Origin of the sequence: Bradyrhizobium sp. LCT2, assembly GCF_009931255.1 — a bacterium.
Taxonomy (GTDB): Bacteria; Pseudomonadota; Alphaproteobacteria; order Rhizobiales; family Xanthobacteraceae; genus Bradyrhizobium; species Bradyrhizobium diazoefficiens.
Map to the genome: position 1 here is coordinate 56,610 of NZ_CP034431.1, position 20,267 is coordinate 76,876.

The 20,267-nt window shown below is 63.2% G+C and carries 3 protein-coding genes (1 of these 3 only partly in view); all 3 read right to left on the reverse strand.

What is annotated here, in order from left to right; translation table 11 throughout:
- Tightly spaced (each overlapping or abutting the next), the 3 genes in view from EI171_RS00275 to EI171_RS00285 form a layout consistent with a single transcriptional unit that may run on beyond the window.
- Positions 1-7,872 (reverse strand): non-ribosomal peptide synthetase/type I polyketide synthase, encoded by a 7,872-nt coding sequence (locus EI171_RS00275; RefSeq protein WP_161532261.1) that lies wholly within the window; start codon positions 7,870-7,872, stop codon positions 1-3.
- Complete coding sequence (locus EI171_RS00280) at positions 7,869-15,428, reverse strand: non-ribosomal peptide synthetase/type I polyketide synthase (protein WP_161532262.1); 7,560 nt, start codon at positions 15,426-15,428, stop codon at positions 7,869-7,871. The genes EI171_RS00275 and EI171_RS00280 overlap by 4 nt, the downstream gene beginning before the upstream one ends.
- Positions 15,425-20,267: the 3' portion of a non-ribosomal peptide synthetase gene (locus EI171_RS00285; RefSeq protein WP_161532263.1), read on the reverse strand. Its footprint extends 2,450 nt past the window's final position; the window shows 4,843 of its 7,293 coding nt (coding positions 2,451-7,293); the start codon falls outside the window, past its right edge; it ends in the stop codon at positions 15,425-15,427. Before EI171_RS00285 ends, EI171_RS00280 begins: the two co-directional genes overlap by 4 nt.

The window sequence follows — 20,267 nt, forward strand, 5'->3', positions numbered from 1 at the left end:
CTAGACCATTTGTCGAGCCTGCTCCTCGCTCAAACCCTCCAGCTTCGCCATGAGCAACTCGTCGATAGTCCGGGCCGTCGCGGCGATGGTCGGTCTCTCGAACAAATCGCGCAATGGCAACTCCACCGGAAAACGCTTCCTGACCCAGGAAACCAACTGAGTGGCCAGCAATGAGTGGCCGCCGATTTCGAAAAAGTCGTCATGAATTCCGATCCGCTCGATGCCGAGGATTTCCTGCCAGAGCGCAGCGAGCTGCTGCTCGATTTCATCGCGCGGAGCGACATATGGTGTGGATAGGGCCGGGCGGGCGTGACGCTGCCGCAGACCGCTTGCGGCGTCCGTTGGCGACAGCCGTTCACGCTCCTCCTGCTTGATGCGAGAACCGAGGTCCGCTTTCGATACGACAATCCATGTCATGGCGTCGGCCGACAAGGCTCGCCGATAGATTTGCGCTGCCTCGTCGGGTGTGATCGGCGGCGGCAACCGCGTCGATAGCAACGTCCGCTCTTGCGTCAAATCAGCGGAAAAGACGTCCCAATCGATGCAGATCCATGGCGTCGGACTGGAGCGGTTGTGCCTGTCCGATATGGCATCGATCATCGCATAGGCTGCCGCATGTGCGGCCAGACCGAACCCTCCGAGCACTGTGGAAAGAGACGACTCGACGAGGCAGAAATCGAGCTTCCTGCCGTCCAGCGCTCGCTCGAGCAAAAGTAGGCCGCGCGCATGACAAAACTGTCGCTGGCATTCGGCCACACTGATATCGCCGATCATCTGGAACGATTCTCCACGGATCGCCTGAGCGCCGTATATGACGCCGTCCAGCCCGCCAAATCTCGCCCCGACAACGAGCAAGGCGCGTCTGGTCTGCTCTACGCTCTCCACATCGGCGGTCATTACGTAAATCTCACCACCACCAGAAGGGTCGAGGTGCGGCGCGCGCCGGAGTTGGCCTGCGGCGGCTCGATCCCCGTCCGTGACCGCGGTGCGTCTGTCCTGCATCCCGAGATCGGGCGCCGCGGCCCTGGTGAGGACCACCAATTTGGCGCGAGGCGCCGCGGCAATCAGCGCCGCGAGCACGGCAAACTTGGCGTCTGGGTCCCCGACGAAAAGGTACACGCCGTCCTCGCGAAGCCGCCCTACCGCTTTCGGGTCGACGAGACGCCGGGCTGCGAACGTCCGCACCCATCGATCGCCATCCCGGCACGCCACGACAGGATCGGAAGACGCCCTGGCAAGTTCCCGAACGATCGACTGAACAAGGCTGTCCATTCGTGCTGTGCGCAAGAGGTCGTCCTCGCCGGGCGGCATGATGACGTCGATGCTGCGGCAGCGCATCGTGGGATATTCCTGGGGTATGACCCGCAAAGCGCCGAGCATGGACGCCTTCTGCGGGGCCAGCGGCGCTTCGCCGGCGATGCTGTGCAGCCCATTCGAAACAGCAGCGATCAGCACCGGTTCGGCCGACGCGTGAGCGTCGATCGCCTTCGCAAGATTGAGGAGACTGAAGAAACCACGTTGCTGAGCGAGATCAAAGGCGGCTTCGAATTCCCCATTCGCGCCAGCGGTGATCGACCACATGTGGACAATGTGCTGAGGTCCGCGATCGTCGGCGGAAAGCTCGTCGAGCAGCCACGCATAGTCCGGGCCTGCACCGGGATCGAGCGCATAGGTCTCCTGGTCCAGCCGCACCGAGGCCGGTCCCATCGTGACGGTGGTAACTTGCTGGCTCGCCATCCGCAGTCGCGTCGCCAATGCGACGCCGAGCCCGTGCTCATCCATCAGCAAGAGCCAGCGTCCGCCCGGAGCAAGCGCGGCGGGCGCCGAAGCGGTTGACGCCTGCCACACCGGCACCGAGATCCAGTCGTCAAGCGAGTTCGCCTGTACGGCGGGCCTGGCGGCGGCGGCGGTGAGAGGTTCGATCCAGTAGCGCTGCCGCTCGAACGGATAGGTCGGCAGCGCGACGCGGCCGCGATGTTCCGCTGCGGCAAAGCCGGACCAGTCCACCGCGACGCCCCATTGCCACAGACGGCCCAACGCCTCCAGGATCGAAGCCCCGTCCGATCCCCCGGCCCCGGACTTCGGCAGCGACGAGACCACCCGCCGCGACGGTTGCTGCCGGGCCAGCCCCGACAACGTTCGCCCCGGCCCGACCTCCAGCAGCACTAGTTCGGGCCGCGTGGTCAACGTTGCCAGCCCGGCGCCAAACCGGACCGGACGCCGCAGTTGCTCTACCCAGTAATCCGTGCTCGTCACTTCCGCGCTCGTTATCCACCCGCCCGTCACATTCGACACATAGGGAAGCCGCGGCGGCGAACGCTCAACCGTCTCAACCAGTTCGGCAAACGCCCCGCAGATCGGGTCCATCATCGCCGAGTGGAATGCATGCGACGTCGCGAGCCGGTGACAGACCACGCCGGCCACGGCAAGCCGCGCCGCCAAACCCTCAACTGCGTCCTCCGGCCCTCCCACAACGCAAAGCCCGGGCCCGTTCTCCGCCGAGACCGAAAGACCAGCCGTCAGTTCCCGCTCGACTTCTGCGGCCGAAAGCGACACCGCCAGCATCGCACCTCCCGCCACCCCCTGCATCAGACGCGCACGTCCCACCACCAGCCGCAGCGCATCCTCGAGCGAGAACACTTCCGCAAGACACGCCGCCACATACTCTCCAAGGCTATGCCCGAGCATCGCCGAAGGCCGTACCCCCCATCCCATCCAAAGCCGCGCCAGCGCATAGCAAATCACGAACAGCGCAGGTTGCGTCAGCTGCGTCTGCTGCAGTTGCCACGCCGCCGCGGCCTCCTTGCCGGGCGCTGGGAACAGCACCTCGCGCAGGTCAAGCCCAAGCTCTCCCACCAGCGCCTCCGCGCACCGGTCAACCTCGCTCCGGAACACCGCCTCGCTGCCGTAAAGCTCAAATCCCATCCGCACATGCTGCGTCCCCTGACCGGGAAACAGGAACCCCACCGGACGGTCGTGACCCTCTTCAAACGCCGTCAGCAGACGGTCCGGCGCAGACCCCGAAAGCACCGCTATCGCGTCCGCCCGATCGCTGCATACCGCCACGCGGCGATGACCAAATACCCGACGGCCCTGCTGGAGCGTGAACGCGACGTCCGCCAGATTCTGATCCGCCCTGTCCCGAAGGTGCCCGCCGAGCCGCGCCGTCGCAGCCTCCAGCGCCGGCTCTGTGGCGGCCGACAGCACCAGCAACTGCCACGGTCGCGACGGGCCCGACGCCGCCGCCGCAGCCGCCGCCTCTACCACCACATGCGCGTTCGTCCCCCCAATCCCGAACGAACTCACTCCGGCGCGCCGACGATGACCCGCCGCCGCAGGCCATTCGCGAAGTTTCTGGTTCACATGGAACGGACTGCCGGCAAAATCGATCGCCGGATTGGGCGTCTCAAAATGCAGGCTCGGCGGAATCACGCCATGCTCAACCGCCAGCACCGCCTTGATCAGCCCCGCGACCCCCGCCGCCGCGTCAAGATGCCCGATATTCGTCTTCACCGACCCGATCGCGCAAAAGCCCGTCTTGTCCGTGGTCCGACGAAATGCCTCCGTCAGCGCCGCAATCTCGATCGGATCTCCCAGCCGAGTCCCGGTGCCGTGAGCCTCAACATAGCCGATAGTGTCCGCATCAACGCCGGAAGAAGACAGCGCCCGCTCTACCACTTCCGCTTGTCCCTGAACGCTCGGTGCCGTGTACCCTACCTTCAGGTTGCCGTCATTGTTGACCGCAGAACCCAGAATCACCCCATGAATGTGGTCCCCGGCCAATATCGCATCCGACAAACGCTTCAATACAACAACCCCGACGCCGTTGGAAAACACGGTGCCGTCGGCCGCGGCGTCGAATGCCCGACAGATGCCGTCGGGCGATCCGATACTGCCGTCCTGATGGAGATACCCGGTCTTTTGCGGGACCCGCACCGTGACACCGCCGGCCAGTGCCGTATCGCACTCGCCGCCAATCAAAGCGCGGCACGCCACATGTACCGCCACCAACGAAGTCGAGCAGGCAGTCTGGATGCCGAGACTCGGCCCTTTCAGACCAAGCTTGTAGGAAATTCTCGAGCTCAGGAAGCTACTATCGTTGCCGACGGCAATCTGAAATATGCCGGCCGGGTCACCAAGATCGAAATGCCCGCGCAACTCCGACAAGAGGTAGGTGCTCATCGTGGTCCCGCAGTACACGCCGACCCTACCTCGGCAATTCGGGCCGTCATATCCAGCGCGCTCCAGGGCCTCCCAGGCACATTCCAACAGCAACCGGTGCTGGGGATCCATCAGCTCCGCCTCTTTGGGATGGATGCCAAAGAATGCGGCGTCGAGCATATCGACATCGTCGAGGAACGTACCGCGCTTCACATAGCGTGGGTCCGACAACAGGGCTTCGTTCACGCCGGTCGCCAGCATGTCTTCGTCGGTGAACGGGATGAATGAATCCGTCCCCGCACACAGGTTCCGCCACAACTCATTGATGTCGCGCGCACCAGGAAACCGACCGCTCATCCCTATGATCGCGATTCCGCCTCCCGTTTGCACCTTCGCTACGACTGCACTAGAAGGGCGCGCGTCAGCATCGGTGCTGTCCTGTTCCTGCCGGTGTGTGGCCTCGGCGTCTGCCGGAGAATCGGCGCTCAAATGCACGGCCAGAGCCTCGATGGTCGGATATTGGAACAGTTCGACAAGCGTGACTTCCTTGCCGAGCGTCCGGCGCATCTCCGCGCGAACGTCGATCATCGCCAGTGAGTGGCCCCCCAGATCGAAGAAGTTTTCCCGCAGGCCGATCCGATCGCGACCGAGTATCCGCCGCCAAATGTCGAGCAGCGTCTGTTCGACAGGGCGGTCTGGGCCTGCATCGGCGTCCGCGGCCGGTTCTGCCGTTTCTCCGGATACCGCAAGCGCCGCCCGATCGACCTTGCCGGTCGAGGTCACCGGAAAGGCGACGCGCAACGTCAACGACGCCGGGATCATGTATTCGGGCAACTTCGCGCGAAGGAAGTTGCGCAGGTCCGCAGTGGTTATCGCGCTCCCCAGGCGCAGGAGCACAAATGCCGCGATACGGTCTTCCGCGCCCGCCTTGCGCAGCAACACGACGGCTTCGGCCACTTCGGGATGGCCAAGAAGCACGGCTTCGATTTCTTCAAGCTCGATCCGGAAGCCCCTTATCTTGATCTGATGATCGCTGCGGCCAATGAACGCGATGTTCCCGTCGGCCTGGTAGCGGCCGAGGTCGCCGGTGTCGTAGAGCCGTGCGCCCGGCACCGAGCTGAACGGATCCGGCACGAACTTTGCCGCCGTCAGTGCGGGTTGGTCGTGATAACCTCTCGCGAGCCCGTCGCCCCCGATATGGATGCGGCCAACAGCCCCGAGCGGCACCGGCTGTAGATCGCCGCCCAACAAATAGACTCGCGTATTTCTTATCGGTCGGCCAATCGGTACAGTCGATAGGCCATTAGCCGGTCCAGCCACCTCGCACCAGGTCACGTCGGCAGCGACCTCCGACGACCCATACAGATTCAACAGCTTTGCGTGGCCTACAACCGTGCGGAAACGCTCGACCAGCGCTATGGACAGCACCTCACCGCTTGCGATCCACAGGTTCAGGTCCGGAAGCCGCGCTTGAAGCTCGGCGCAAGTATCGAGGACGATCCGAAGCAACGACGGCACCAGCACGATCCGCGAAATGCGGTGAACCGCCAAGGTCGGAACCAGCCGCGAAGGATCCTTCACGACGTCATCGGGGATGACAACCGCGGCGATTCCTTTCAGCAGCGGCCCAAATACCTCGCTCACCGAGTCGACAAAGACGGGAGCGACCGAATGGCAGCAGACCTCCGCGGCGGCATATGGATAGGTCTCCCACATCCATTCAAGCCGGTTGAGTACGCCGCGGTGCGTGCCTAGAATCCCCTTGGGCTCGTTGGTCGATCCGGAAGTGAAGATGACATAGGCGAGGCTGTCCCCCGCCGGTTCGGCGGTCGGGACACAGCGGAACGCCGCACGCTCGATTTCGTCCCAGTCAGAATCGAGGCATGTGACCCGCGTGTCCGAGTTCGGTAATCGGTGCGCGAAACGCCGGCAGGTCAGCACCATGGGCATCCCAATGCGGCCAAGCAGCACGGCGAGGCGGTCGGTCGGATGTGTCGGATCGAGCGGCACGTAGGCAGCTCCAGCCTTGAGGACGCCGAGCAAGGCGATCACGCGCTCGACAGAGCGATCCATGCAGACGCCGACGAGCCCCTCATCGCCCACGCCGGAGGCCCGGAGATGGTCGGCAAGGCGATCGGCACGCCGATCGAGTTCGCGATAGGATAGCGACCGGTCCCCGGCGATGAGCGCCACAGCGTCAGGCGTTCGACTTGCCTGTGCCGCGAACATGCGATGAATCGTCTCGACCGCAGTTGCAGGTCGTGCAGTGTCGTTCCAGGCGACAAGAAGCTGCCGGCGTTCCTCCGAACCCAGCATCGGCAGATTGCAGATGCTGCAATCCGGATCGATGACGATGCCCGCCAACAGCCTGCGCAGATGCCCGAGCATCCGCGTCATCGTGAGTTCGTCGAACAGATCGGCATTGTACTCCGCAACCAGCCGAATCTGGTCTTGCCCTTCCCACGTGTAGAGCGTGAGATCGTGTTTGGCGGCGGCAACCTCAATTTCCACCGGGCTCACGGTCAGGTGCTCAAACTCGAACGAAGGCGTCGGCGCGGTCTGGACAAACATCACCTGGAACAGCGGCGATATCGACAAGCTGCGAGTCGGTTGAAGGACCTCCACCAGTTTCTCGAAGGCCACGTCCTGATGACCGTACGCCTCGATTGCCGCATCACGGACGTTGGCGAGTAGCCGGCGAAACGAATGCGCGCCGGTGAGCCGCGTACGCATCACCAAGGTATTGACGAAACAGCCAATGAGACCTTCGATTTCGGTTCGGCTGCGGTTGGCCACCGGACAGCCGATAACGATGTCTTCATGCCCGGCGTAGCGAAACAGCAGCGCGTTGAAAGCGGCGAGCAGCATGACGAAGGATGTAACGCCCTCACGCCGGCACAGCAGTGTGAGCCGGGCGGTGAGTTCGCGATCGATCGATACCGATGCTGACCCGCCCCGGAACGTCTGCACCGTCGGCCGCGGCCGATCGGAGGGAATGCTGACCATCGGCAGACCGGCGAGCGTCCGCCGCCAGTAGGTGAGATGGGTCGCTTCGATTTCTTGCCTCGATGATTTCTGCTGCCAGTCCACGAAATCGATGTATTGGACCGGCAACTCGGGCAGCGGCGAGGGCAAGCCGCCATGGAATGCCGCATACAGCACCCGAATCTCGCGCAGCAACACGCCGAGCGACCAGCCATCGCAGATGATGTGGTGCAAGGTAATGAGCAGCACGTGCTCGTCCGAAGACAGCCGGATCAAGACGACGCGCATCGGCGGGCCGCGGACGAGATCGAAAGGCCGGTAGGCTTCCCGGATCAAGACCCTTCGCATCTCCTCCTCGCGCAACGTCGCGGGCGCCGCTTCGAGATTGACGTGCTGCAACTCGAATGTCCGATGCGGGGCGACCACCTGGTGCGGAACTGTGCCGACTATTTCGAAAGTCGTTCGCAAGGTTTCGTGGCGACGCACCGTCTCATCGAAGCTGCGCGCCAAGGCATCCACGTCGAGAGGCCCTGACAGCCGCAGCGCCAGCGGGACATTGTAGGCGACGTTGCCCGGCACCATCTGATCGACGAACCAGAGCCGCTGCTGAGCTGATGAAAGCCGGAAGCTGCGGCGTTGCAGCGCCTTCTCCCGCAGCAGCGCAGCGAGACGCGCTCGCCTGTCGGGCGGCGCCGTACCATGATAATCCGCTTCTCCGTCACTCATGGGATCCTGCCTTCAGGAGCTCTGAGTTCGCTGAGCATGGCGTCGACCTCGGCATCGGAGAGGTAATCGATGTTCACCTGTGGCGAGAGATCAATCCGACGAATGGCGTTGTCCAGGCCGCCGCCGTTCCCATTATGTCGAACCTCCCCGATGGCATCGGCAAGGCCGGCCACGGTCGGATGCTCGAAGAAGTACGCAAGCGGCACTTCGGCGGCGCACACATCGCGGACGCGGGCGATGAGTTGAGCAGCGAGCAGTGAGTGCCCCCCGAGTTCGAAGAAATCATCATATCGGCCGATTTTATCGATGCCGAGCAACTGCTGCCAAATCGCGGCGACCTTGTGCTCGACGTCGCTATCAAGAGACACATAGGCCGTGGCGATGTCCGGCCGCCGGTGGGACGCGGCCGGCGCCGTGGAACTGTTGGCGCTGCCCGGCACCGCCCCCTTGGACAGCGCCTGTACGGCGGGCCTGGCGGCGGCGGCGGTGAGAGGTTCGATCCAGTAGCGCTGCCGCTCGAACGGATAGGTCGGCAGCGCGACGCGGCCGCGATGTTCCGCTGCGGCAAAGCCGGACCAGTCCACCGCGACGCCCCATTGCCACAGACGGCCCAACGCCTCCAGGATCGAAGCCCCGTCCGATCCCCCGGCCCCGGACTTCGGCAGCGACGAGACCACCCGCCGCGACGGTTGCTGCCGGGCCAGCCCCGACAACGTTCGCCCCGGCCCGACCTCCAGCAGCACTAGTTCGGGCCGCGTGGTCAACGTTGCCAGCCCGGCGCCAAACCGGACCGGACGCCGCAGTTGCTCTACCCAGTAATCCGTGCTCGTCACTTCCGCGCTCGTTATCCACCCGCCCGTCACATTCGACACATAGGGAAGCCGCGGCGGCGAACGCTCAACCGTCTCAACCAGTTCGGCAAACGCCCCGCAGATCGGGTCCATCATCGCCGAGTGGAATGCATGCGACGTCGCGAGCCGGTGACAGACCACGCCGGCCACGGCAAGCCGCGCCGCCAAACCCTCAACTGCGTCCTCCGGCCCTCCCACAACGCAAAGCCCGGGCCCGTTCTCCGCCGAGACCGAAAGACCAGCCGTCAGTTCCCGCTCGACTTCTGCGGCCGAAAGCGACACCGCCAGCATCGCACCTCCCGCCACCCCCTGCATCAGACGCGCACGTCCCACCACCAGCCGCAGCGCATCCTCGAGCGAGAACACTTCCGCAAGACACGCCGCCACATACTCTCCAAGGCTATGCCCGAGCATCGCCGAAGGCCGTACCCCCCATCCCATCCAAAGCCGCGCCAGCGCATAGCAAATCACGAACAGCGCAGGTTGCGTCAGCTGCGTCTGCTGCAGTTGCCACGCCGCCGCGGCCTCCTTGCCGGGCGCTGGGAACAGCACCTCGCGCAGGTCAAGCCCAAGCTCTCCCACCAGCGCCTCCGCGCACCGGTCAACCTCGCTCCGGAACACCGCCTCGCTGCCGTAAAGCTCAAATCCCATCCGCACATGCTGCGTCCCCTGACCGGGAAACAGGAACCCCACCGGACGGTCGTGCCCCTCTTCAAACGCCGTCAGCAGACGGTCCGGCGCAGACCCCGAAAGCACCGCTATCGCGTCCGCCCGATCGCTGCATACCGCCACGCGGCGATGACCAAATACCCGACGGCCCTGCTGGAGCGTGAACGCGACGTCCGCCAGATTCTGATCCGCCCTGTCCCGAAGGTGCCCGCCGAGCCGCGCCGTCGCAGCCTCCAGCGCCGGCTCTGTGGCGGCCGACAGCACCAGCAACTGCCACGGTCGCGACGGGCCCGACGCCGCCGCCGCAGCCGCCGCCTCTACCACCACATGCGCGTTCGTCCCCCCAATCCCGAACGAACTCACTCCGGCGCGCCGACGATGACCCGCCGCCGCAGGCCATTCGCGAAGTTTCTGGTTCACATGGAACGGACTGCCGGCAAAATCGATCGCCGGATTGGGCGTCTCAAAATGCAGGCTCGGCGGAATCACGCCATGCTCAACCGCCAGCACCGCCTTGATCAGCCCCGCGACCCCCGCCGCCGCGTCAAGATGCCCGATATTCGTCTTCACCGACCCGATCGCGCAAAAGCCCGTCTTGTCCGTGGTCCGACGAAATGCCTCCGTCAGCGCCGCAATCTCGATCGGATCTCCCAGCCGAGTCCCGGTGCCGTGAGCCTCAACATAGCCGATAGTGTCCGCATCAACGCCGGAAGAAGACAGCGCCCGCTCTACCACTTCCGCTTGTCCCTGAACGCTCGGTGCCGTGTACCCTACCTTCAGGTTGCCGTCATTGTTGACCGCAGAACCCAGAATCACCCCATGAATGTGGTCCCCGGCCAATATCGCATCCGACAAACGCTTCAATACAACAACCCCGACGCCCTCGCCGCCAACAGTTCCCCGAGCACTGGCGTCGAATGCCCGACAACGGCCGTCTGGAGAAAAGATGCCGCCTTCCTGATAGCGGTACCCGACCCGCCGCGGCACACTGACCGAAACGCCGCCGGCCAGCGCCAGGTTGCACTGGTGCGCCAACAGACTTTGACAAGCCAATTGAACTGCTACCAGCGAAGTTGAGCACGCTGTCTGCACCGCTACACTAGGTCCCTTGAGGCCGAGCTTATAGGAGACCAGCGTGGCGAGGTGGTCCTTGTCGTTGGCGATCGCCGTCTGATGCAACCCAACCGAGTCGATCAAGTCGAGATTGGGGAACAGGTTGAACAGCAAATAGGTGCTCATGCTCGACCCGGCGAACACCCCGATCTCGCCCGGAAACTGTGCGGCATCGTATCCGGCAGTTTCGAGGCCTTCCCACGCGCATTCCAGAAACAGCCGATGTTGCGGATCGAGAATCTCAGCTTCTCTCGGATTGATGCCAAACAGTCCGGCGTCGAACATCTCGACATCGTCCAGCACCGCACGCGCCCTCACATAGTCGGAGCGCCTGAACGCCGCGGGATCGACCCCCGAGGCCGCCAGTTCCTCATCCGAGAAGATCGAAATCGCTTCTTTTCCGAGCTTGAGATTTTCCCAGAAGGTCTGAATGTCCGGAGCGCCGGGAAAACGTCCGGCCATACCGATGACGGCGATGTGAGCTGAGCCTTCGGATGGGCGCGCGCTCCCGGATCGATGCCGAGAGGATGAAGCATCCGACAGCCAGCGTCGCTCGGCGGGGTCCACCAGTCGCGCCGGCGCCCCGCTGAAGCTCGGCCACCACCAAAACAGCAACTGCGTACTGCGGTGCCAGGACTCCTGGTGCCGGCGCGCCAGCTCTTCTGCACTCAGCGGCTCGGCATGGCCCGCCGCGATCCGTCCGGCCAGCAAGCTTACGGTTGGATATTCGAACAGCTCGAGTATCGACACCTCGCACGCATTCAGTTGACGAATGCGCTCGTGAACCTGCACCAACAAGAGCGAGTGACCACCAAGGTCGAAGAAATTCTCGTGCAGACCGACCTTGCCGATCCGCAGCACGTCCTGCCAAATCGATGCAATCGAACGTTCCATCTCGGTCTGGGGAGCCACATACGCGACTTCATCCTCGAGGGCCCGCTGCTCCGATGTGATCCGCTCCAGTGAGGGCAGCCTGGCATGGTCCGTCTTGCCATGCGCTGTGAGGGGCATCTTGTCGAGGAATGCAAATACCGAAGGAATCGTGTGCTTCGGCAGCCTAGCCTCGGCGAAGCGGCGCAACTCCGTGGAAGCGAGAAACGGCGCTCGCAAGGCCGCGGTCGGCCGATCGGGCGACCGACTGCGGAAAAGACGGGGATTACCGCGAACGCCGTACACGTAATAGACGTTTGTGGTCTCGTCGAGCGACCAATCGCGCTCACTCGTCACGTGGTAGCCGCGGCATTCCAGCATGCTCGTGACGTACTCCAGCCGGCCGTCGAGATCGTGCAGTTCGAGCACTACTTGCCGGATCTTGATCCAATCCTCTTCGTGAATGCCGTTGATGACGTCGAGCTCGCTCTTCTCGACATTGATCTTGAGCAAATCGACCCGCTCGATGCGATGCTCGAGCAAGATATCCGACAGCGTACGCAGCCTGACCGGAAACTTGCTTTCCTGCAGACGGTCGTCGAGTAGCTTCTCGAGCGGCTCATCCAGCCGCTCTTCGGCGCTGTCCGCCATGGGCACGGTTTCGCCGCCGCGCAGCTGCCGGCGAATATAGGAGCGTACCAGCGCTTTTTCGTCCTCGGCCTGGGCATAGAAGCCGGACAAAATCGAGAATTTCTCGTAACAAGAGAATTCGGCCATCTGATCCGTTGCGGCTAAGCCGCAGTTGAACAATGCCGCGTCCACACCATAGAGCGCGAGGTTGCTGCGCAGAAGGTCGAACGCCACCAGGTTCGGTTCGAACGCGAAGACGCGCACGCCATCGGCTTCATGGTGGGCGAACAGCGAGAACAGGCCGATATTCGCCCCGACATCGAAGACGCATGCGCCGTCCGCGATGGTGATGCCGTGCTTCAAATAGGCGTGGTTTTCGAAAATGTCGGTATAGAGAAATGACGTCTCGTTCCTGTTCAGCTCAAGGACGGCCATGTTATTTTTCAGCAACCGGCGCGAATGGCCGGCGATCGTGCGCGAGCGCTGCGGCGACGGCACCACATAGGCGACAAGGTGCTGCTCGCCTGCCTCGCCGTCGCGAAGCTGCGCGGCAACCTCCCTTACATCGGGGTGCTGGCCAAGGATCGCCTCGACTTCGCCGAGTTCGATGCGGACTCCCCGGAGCTTGACCATGCGGTCGTTGCGACCGAGAAAAACGAGGTTGCCGTCCGATGAACGTCGCCCGAGATCTCCGCTACGGTACATCCTCGCGCCCGGCGTGTCCGCGAACGGATCGGGAAGGAACCTCTCGGCCGTCAGACCTGGCTGACCAAGGTAGCCCCGTGACACACCGGCTCCGCCGATGTAGATTTCTCCCGGCATGCCGGTCGGAACTGGATCGACGCGCCGGTCCAGCACATAGACCCTCACATTTGCGATAGGGCGACCGATCGACGGTGTCTGCGGGCCATCGCCAATCGGGCATGCCGTAGCATCGACGGTGCATTCGGTCGGGCCGTAAACATTGTAGAAGCCTGTCCGGCCAGCCTGACGCATCGCCTTCCACGCCGACTCGCCGATACTGTCTCCCCCGACCAGGATGCGCGCCGGCATAGGCCCTGGTTCGCTCGTCAATCCCGCGCCCAGAAGGAGCTCGCACTGGGAAGGCGTGCAATCGAGCACATCGATCCGGCTGGTGCGCAGAAACGCGATCAGAGCCCTCGGATCGAGCCGAACTGGGTCGGGAATGATATGGAGGGTGTGCCCCCGCAACAGCTGAACGATCTGCTTGACCGACGTATCGAAGGCGAAGGAACCGTTCACGCCGACGGCGAGCGGAGCGCCGCCGTCATCCGGGTAGACTTCCGTCAGCGCCGCCGACAAATTCATTACGGCGCCGTGGGGAACCATCACCCCGTGCGGCGCTCCAGTGGACCCGGAGGTATAGATCACATAGGCAAGGTTGTCGGATGAGACGCCATCGTTCCATGATCGGTCGCTCATGACATCGGGCAGGCTCTCCATCGCGTCGATCAACTGGATTGCGATGCCATGCTCGGGCAGTGCGCCAGCTGAACGAGCGGTGGTGACGATGACTAGCGGTGAGGCGTCTTTCAGAATGAACGCCAGACGATCCTGTGGATAGGTCGGGTCCAAGGGCAGATAGGCGCCGCCGGCTTTGAGGATGCCGAGCAAGCCAATGATCATTTCGACGGAGCGCTCCACGCAAAGCCCCACGATCGCGTCGTGCGCGACGCCGAGCGTCCGCAGCCGCCCGGCAAGCCGGTCGGCACGCAAATCGAGCTCGCGGTAGGTTAGCCGCCGGCCATCATGCACTACCGCATCGGCGTCGGGCGAACGCGCCGCCTGGGATTCGAAGGCCTGGTGAATGGTACGTTCCAGAGGAAGACCGACGCTGAAATCGTCCCGCCCGGACAAGATCGTTTGACGTTCCGACAAGTCCACGAGCGCAAGATCCGACGCCAGCTGATCGGGACTCGCGGCGGCGCACTCCAGCAACGTGCGGAAATGCCCCAGCATCCGGCGAATGGTGGATCGATCGAATATATCGGTCGCATATTCGAGTGTCGCGGCCAGTCCGGCAGCGGTTGTATCCATGAAAAGGAGCAGGTCGAACCTTGCGGTCCCCAGCGTCGTGTCCACCGGCGTCATGCGCAAATCCGGCAGTTGCAAGAACGACGACAATCCGCCTTCAAGCAGGAACAACACCTGGAACAGGGGCGCGTGGCTCAGGCTCCGCTCGGGCCTGAGTTCCTCGACCACCCGGTCGAACGGAATGTCTTGGTTGTCGTAGCCTTCGACAGCGACCTTGCGAACGCGACCGAGGATCTCGCGAAACGTCGGATTTCCGGAGAAGTCGATGCGGAGTGCGAGCGTGTTCATGAAGGTTCCGATCAATCCCTCCAGCTCCGTCCGGCTGCGATTCGACACCGGCGTTGCGACGACAATGTCGTACTGACCGGTGTAGCGATGAAGCAGTAACGCAAGACCGGCGAGAAGAGTCATGAACAGGGTGACGCCCTCATGGCGGCTCAGCGCGTCAAGGGCTCGTGTGAGTTCCTGCGGGAAAGCGGCGGTCTCGATCTCTCCCCGGAAGGTCTGCTTGGCAGGCCGCGGCCGATCAGTCGGCAAATTGAGCGACGGCGGAGCTCCGCCGAGTTGGTGCACCCAGTAGGCGAGTTGAGCCTTCAACTCGTCGCTCTGCACCCAACGACGCTGCCAATACGCAAAATCAGCGTACTGGATAGCCAGGTCGGGCATCCCATGAGGTACTCCCAGAGCCTGAGCTTCGTAAAGCTTTGCCAGTTCCCGACCAAGAATCCTCATCGACCAGGCGTCGGCGACGAGATGATGCATGGTCAAGATCAGAGCATGCGATTCGGCTCCGAACCGGACCAGCTCGCAACGCAACAGCGGACCTTCAACGAGATCGAACGGTCGCCGGACACTCGCGCGGCAAAACTCGGAAAGCCCTTCAGCTTGCGCGCCACTTGCCAGGTGAGAAAGATCGGTTACCGGTAGCGGGATGCGCAATATCGGCCGGATAACCTGAACGGGCTTCCCGTTGACGCTGGGAAATACCGTGCGTAACGCCTCGTGGCGCCGCACGATTTCGTTGAAGGCTTGCTCCAGTGCCGGCAGATTCAGTTTGCCTTCGATCCGAAATCCGGCTGGTACATTGTAGAAAGGACTATCCGGATCGAGTTGCTGCACGAACCACAGGCGCTGCTGGGCGAACGACAGCGGCATCTCTCCGGATCGGGGAACCGGATGGAGCGGCAGGCCGGGAGCGGCCGCGCTGCCACGCAGCAATTCGACCAGCTCCGCTCTGACCAAGGCTATCTCTGCACGCAGCGACGGCGTCAGAACACCCCTCGGCGCCATGTACCGCAACTGAGCGCCTTCTATCCAGAGCTCGGCGCCAAGTGCGCGGAGCCGGGCCATCAGCTCGATCGCGCTCATAGCTCTCCCACCTCCCAGTTCGCCACGTCCGAGTGATATGGCGCACGGCGGTCGGACGGCTCGTCGACGAGCGAACCACCGAGAAACGAATGGATGAGTACCTGGTTCTCGCCGAGCACGAAGTAGCGCCGAATCGGCTCGAAATCCATGACGCCGACTGGGCACAGCCCGATGCCGCAGGCGGCGGCTGTTTGCATCAACACCTGGCTCATATGCCCGGCTTCGAGCATGCACAGACGGTACGCGTGCTCGCCGTAGATCGGACCGACGGCGTCAAGCTGGGCGATCAGGAAAATGGAGAATGCCGCCTCATCAAATACGGGCTGATAGACGAAAGGAGCGTGCGCGCTCCGGGAGATGTTGGCGTCGCTCGAGAGCAGGTTGAGGCGGTGATCGAGCGGATCATGATAGTAGGTGCCGCAATCGAGCCCATCCACCCGGCCCGGCTTCACATGCAGATAAACCTGGATTGGAAAGCAATCTCCAAACGAGGGATAAACCGACATCGTGTGGTCGCTGGCCGCAACGTGACACAGGGAACCGAGCAGCTCGCCCAGCGCCGTTAGCCCGACCCGCGTACCAGCGAAGTGCCGTTGCAATTGCCGCTCGGCGGCTATCACCCGCGAGGCTTCGGTCGGGCCGCCAGCCGGGAGACCGACGGAGAGTGTGCCACTGTCGCGGCGCAGCCAGACCCGGCGCTGCTTGAGCTCATTACGTAGTACCGGATCGATCAGCATCTCGAGTGCCGGAATGCCTTCGCCCTGGAACCTCGCGGCCGTCGGCTGTATTTCCCGAACGGACTTCTTGCCGAAGACCCGGCGTGTGTGCAACGCAGCGAGCCCCCTCACCGTCGGGGCACGGTAGAAATCTTCAAACTTCAGGCGGAATCCGAGCTCGCGCTCGAGCAAGTTGGCGATGCGGACGACATCGATCGAGTTGATCCCAAGCTCGAGAAGATTGGTATCAGGCTCGATTTCCACCCGGTCGAGCAGGTTCGCCACCAACGTTCTCATTCGGTCAATCGCCGTCGCCGTCTCGGCCAGCGGTATCGTCGAATCCTTGACCGTTGAAGTGGCCGGCCAAGGCAGCGCCTTGACATCGACCTTTCCGTTCGCGGTAAGCGGCAGCGCCTCCATGGCCATCACGGTAGCGGGCACCATATAGTCCGGGAGTTTTTCGGCGAGGAAGGCGCGTAGTTCACGGCCGTCGACGGATACGCCTTGCCTGGGGATGACATAGGCCATGAGGACTTTGGAACTATTGCCGTCGCGTGCAACTACCACCGCCGCTCGCACGGAGGGATGCCTGGTGAGCACGGATTCGATTTCTCCAAGCTCGATGCGATAGCCGCGAATCTTGACGCGGAAGTCATCGCGACCGAGAAACTCTAAGCTGCCATCGGGCAGGTAACGCGCCACGTCACCGGTGCGATAAAGCCGCTCGCCGGTCTTGGGGTGGGTAATGAACGCTGCGGCGGTGCGTTCCTCGTCGCGCCAATAGCCTTGCGCCAATCCTATTCCGCCGATGTAAAGATCGCCCGCCACCCAAACCGGCCGCGGCTCGAGCGCCTTATCCAGGACGTGGCAACGCTGGTTGGTCATCGGCCAACCGTAGGGAATGCTCTGCCACGACGGATCGACATCGCCGATCGGGTAATGGATCGACCAGATAGAAGCCTCCGTCGCTCCGCCAAGGCTAACAACGCGTGCACATGGCACCGTGCGGCGAATCTCGTCCGGCAAGCTCGTCGGAATCCAATCGCCGCTCAACAGGACGAGGCGGAGTGACGGCGGCAGGCCGCTGTCCCGGTCAATCCCATATTCCACAGCGAGGGACATCAGCGCCGGCACGGAATTCCAGATGGTAACACCCGCGCGCGTCGCCAGATCGATCCAGTGCGCCGGATCGCGCAGCGCGGCTGGATCCGGCAAGACGATCGTCCCGCCCGCTCCGAGGATGCCGAAAACATCGTAGACCGAAAGATCGAACCCCAACGAAGATACCGCGAGGAGACGATCATCGGGTCCCACCGCGAATCGCCGATTGATGTCGTTGATGGTATTGAGAGCACCGCGGTGATCTATCGCCACGCCTTTCGGCTCCCCTGTTGAGCCTGAGGTGTAGATGACGTAGGCGAGATCGCCCTGGCGCTGGATCGGGGCGAGATCGTCAAGATCATTCGACAGCGCCACTTCGTCGACACGGTATCGCTCGACGCTGTCAGGCCAGCAAAGGCGCGCATCGACCGCGGCCTGTGTCAAGACGAGCCCGACCTGCCCATGTTCCAGGAGGAACTGCACCCGCTCGGCCGGGTAACCGGGATCAATCGGAAGGTAGGCGGCACCGGCCCGGAGCACGCCGAGCACGGCCACGACCTGCTCCCAGCCTTTTTCCATCACCACGGCCACCAACATGCCTGGTCGCGTGCCCCGGTGTCGCAGCCAATGCCCTACCTGATTGGACGCCCGCCACAAGTCGGCGTAGCTCCATGACCTCGTTGAAGACATAACCGCGACGCGGTCTGGATCCTGGGCAGCGCGTGCTGCTATCGCAGTGTGCAGCAGCTCCGGCACAACCTCGGCCTCGGTCGCGTTAATGGCCGCGCGCGCGTCGATCTGGGATTTCGGCGCCGACGGCAGCGTTGCCTCCTGCCACGCGGATTCCTCCAGGGCGAGCCGGTTCAGGTGGCCGCAATAAGCCTCGAACATGTCGTCCAGGAGGCCAGGCGGGAACATTTCCTTGACCGCATCCCAGTTGAAGCGTAACCGGCCTTCGTCTTCATAAACTTGGTGGTCGAGATAGAGCTGGGGCGTCTGCGTGATGACATAGGCGAGTTCGCCGAGCTTGCCGATCGCCTTCGTGTCGTAACCCTGCCCGGCCTGCGCCAGCAGACTGCTGAACACCACGGGCATCGATGCCTTGAAAGGGTTGCCCTGCATGCGGGCGAATTCCCGCAACACCTTCACTGCACTGAACTGGCGGTGGTCGAGATCGTCCCAGAGCTGTCCCTGCAGCCGCTGGGCCCGCAGCTCGAACGAGAGTGGAAAAGAGGCATCGACCGCAAGCAACGTGAGCGAGGTGAAATCGCCGATGATATCATTCACCTCTGGATGCATCGGGATTCGATTAAAGAGCGTCAGGTTGATGGTGAATTGCGGGCTCCTGCTCCAGACCGCCAGGATGTCGGCGAAAGCTGCGATCAGCAGCCCTGAAGGCGTGATCCCGGCCCTCACGGCGCGCCGCTTCAGTCCGCGCCATACGTCGTGCTCGAGCGCCCCTTCCAGGCGCGAGAACCGCGGCCGTGTCGGAGAGCTCCCCTGCTTGACTAGCGGCAAGTCAGGAGCGGGCGGCAGCGTCGGCAGGCGTGCGTTCCAGTAATCGGATGCCCGCCGATACGCCTTGGTCTGCCGAAGCTGCTGCTCGGCCAGGACATAGTCGCGAAACGACAGTTCAAGTGGAGCCGCGACATCGCGGAGTGTGCGCGCGAACTGTCCGAGCTCCTTTAGAAAAATCAGCCAGCTCAACGCGTCGCCGATGAGTAGATCCAGACTGATGTGCAATCGGAGCTGGTCGCGGTTCAGTCGGCTTGCGCGAATCTCGAACAGAGGCCAGCGGTCACCGGCCCGGACCTGGTGCGACATCTCTTCGCGGATTTCCGCCAGCACCTGGACCGTTGCCGCGGGCTCGCGTTCCTGCAAGTCGACATAAGCGATGTCATAGGGCAGCACATCGTCGAGAATCTGCTGCATTCCATCCGCCAGAACGACGATGCGCAGCATGTCGTGGCGTCTGATCAGTTGCGCAAGCGCCGCGTTTAGCGCCGTCACATCGAGCCCCTTCGCATCGATCTCGAGATATAGATGCGATGCGACGTTGCCGAGCTCGAATTCCGCGCGCCGCCCGACCCAGTAAGCCTGCTGGACGTCGTTGAGCGGAAATGGATCGTGGCGGTGTGCCCGGTCGGGCACGACGGCAAGCTCAGGCCAGCCGGCATCAGAACGATCGCCGGATCCGGCGCTTTCAATCTGCGTCCGCATGATCACCGCAGCGAACTCTGCTACGGAGCGCGCGAGAAAAATCTGCCGTAACGGAATTTCCACTTGAAACGCCTCACGCACGCGCGAGACGAGTTGTATCCCCAGTAGGGAATGCCCGCCCAGTTCGAAAAAGTCGTCGTGAATGCCGACCTCTTCCATGTCCAGGAGCCGCGCCCAAACGCCGGCGAGCCGCTCTTCCAGAGGGCTGCGCGGAGGCGCATAGGGCCGCGACAGATCGGCCCGCGCCCCCTCGGTATCCGGCAAAGCGCCACGGTCGACCTTACCGTTGTGCGACAGCGGTAATGCTTCGATTCGCACGAAGCGCGCCGGTACCATGTGGTCCGGCAGTAATCCTGTCAGGTACTTGCGCAGTTTGGCTGCCGAACGGAAATGTTGGCCCTGGGCCACCCAATAGGCGACGAGGCGCATGTCGTCGGGGGTGTTGCCGCGTGAAACGACGACCGCTTCGGCTACTTCCGGATGCTGCGCGAGCACCGATTCGATCTCGCCGGGCTCGATGCGAAAGCCGCGGATCTTGGTCTGGTGATCGACGCGGCCGAGGAATTCAAGGCTGCCGTCCAGCTGCCGACGTGCGAGGTCGCCGGTGCGATACATGCGGGAGCCGGACCCATCGCCGAATGGATCGGGGACAAAGCGTTCCGCGGTCATTCCTGGGCGTTTAAGGTAACCGCGCCCGACGGCGATGCCTGCAATGTAAAGTTCGCCCACTACCCCGAACGGGACCATTTGCATTCCGGCATCGAGCAGGTGAATCCGGACATTTGCGATCGGCAGCCCGATT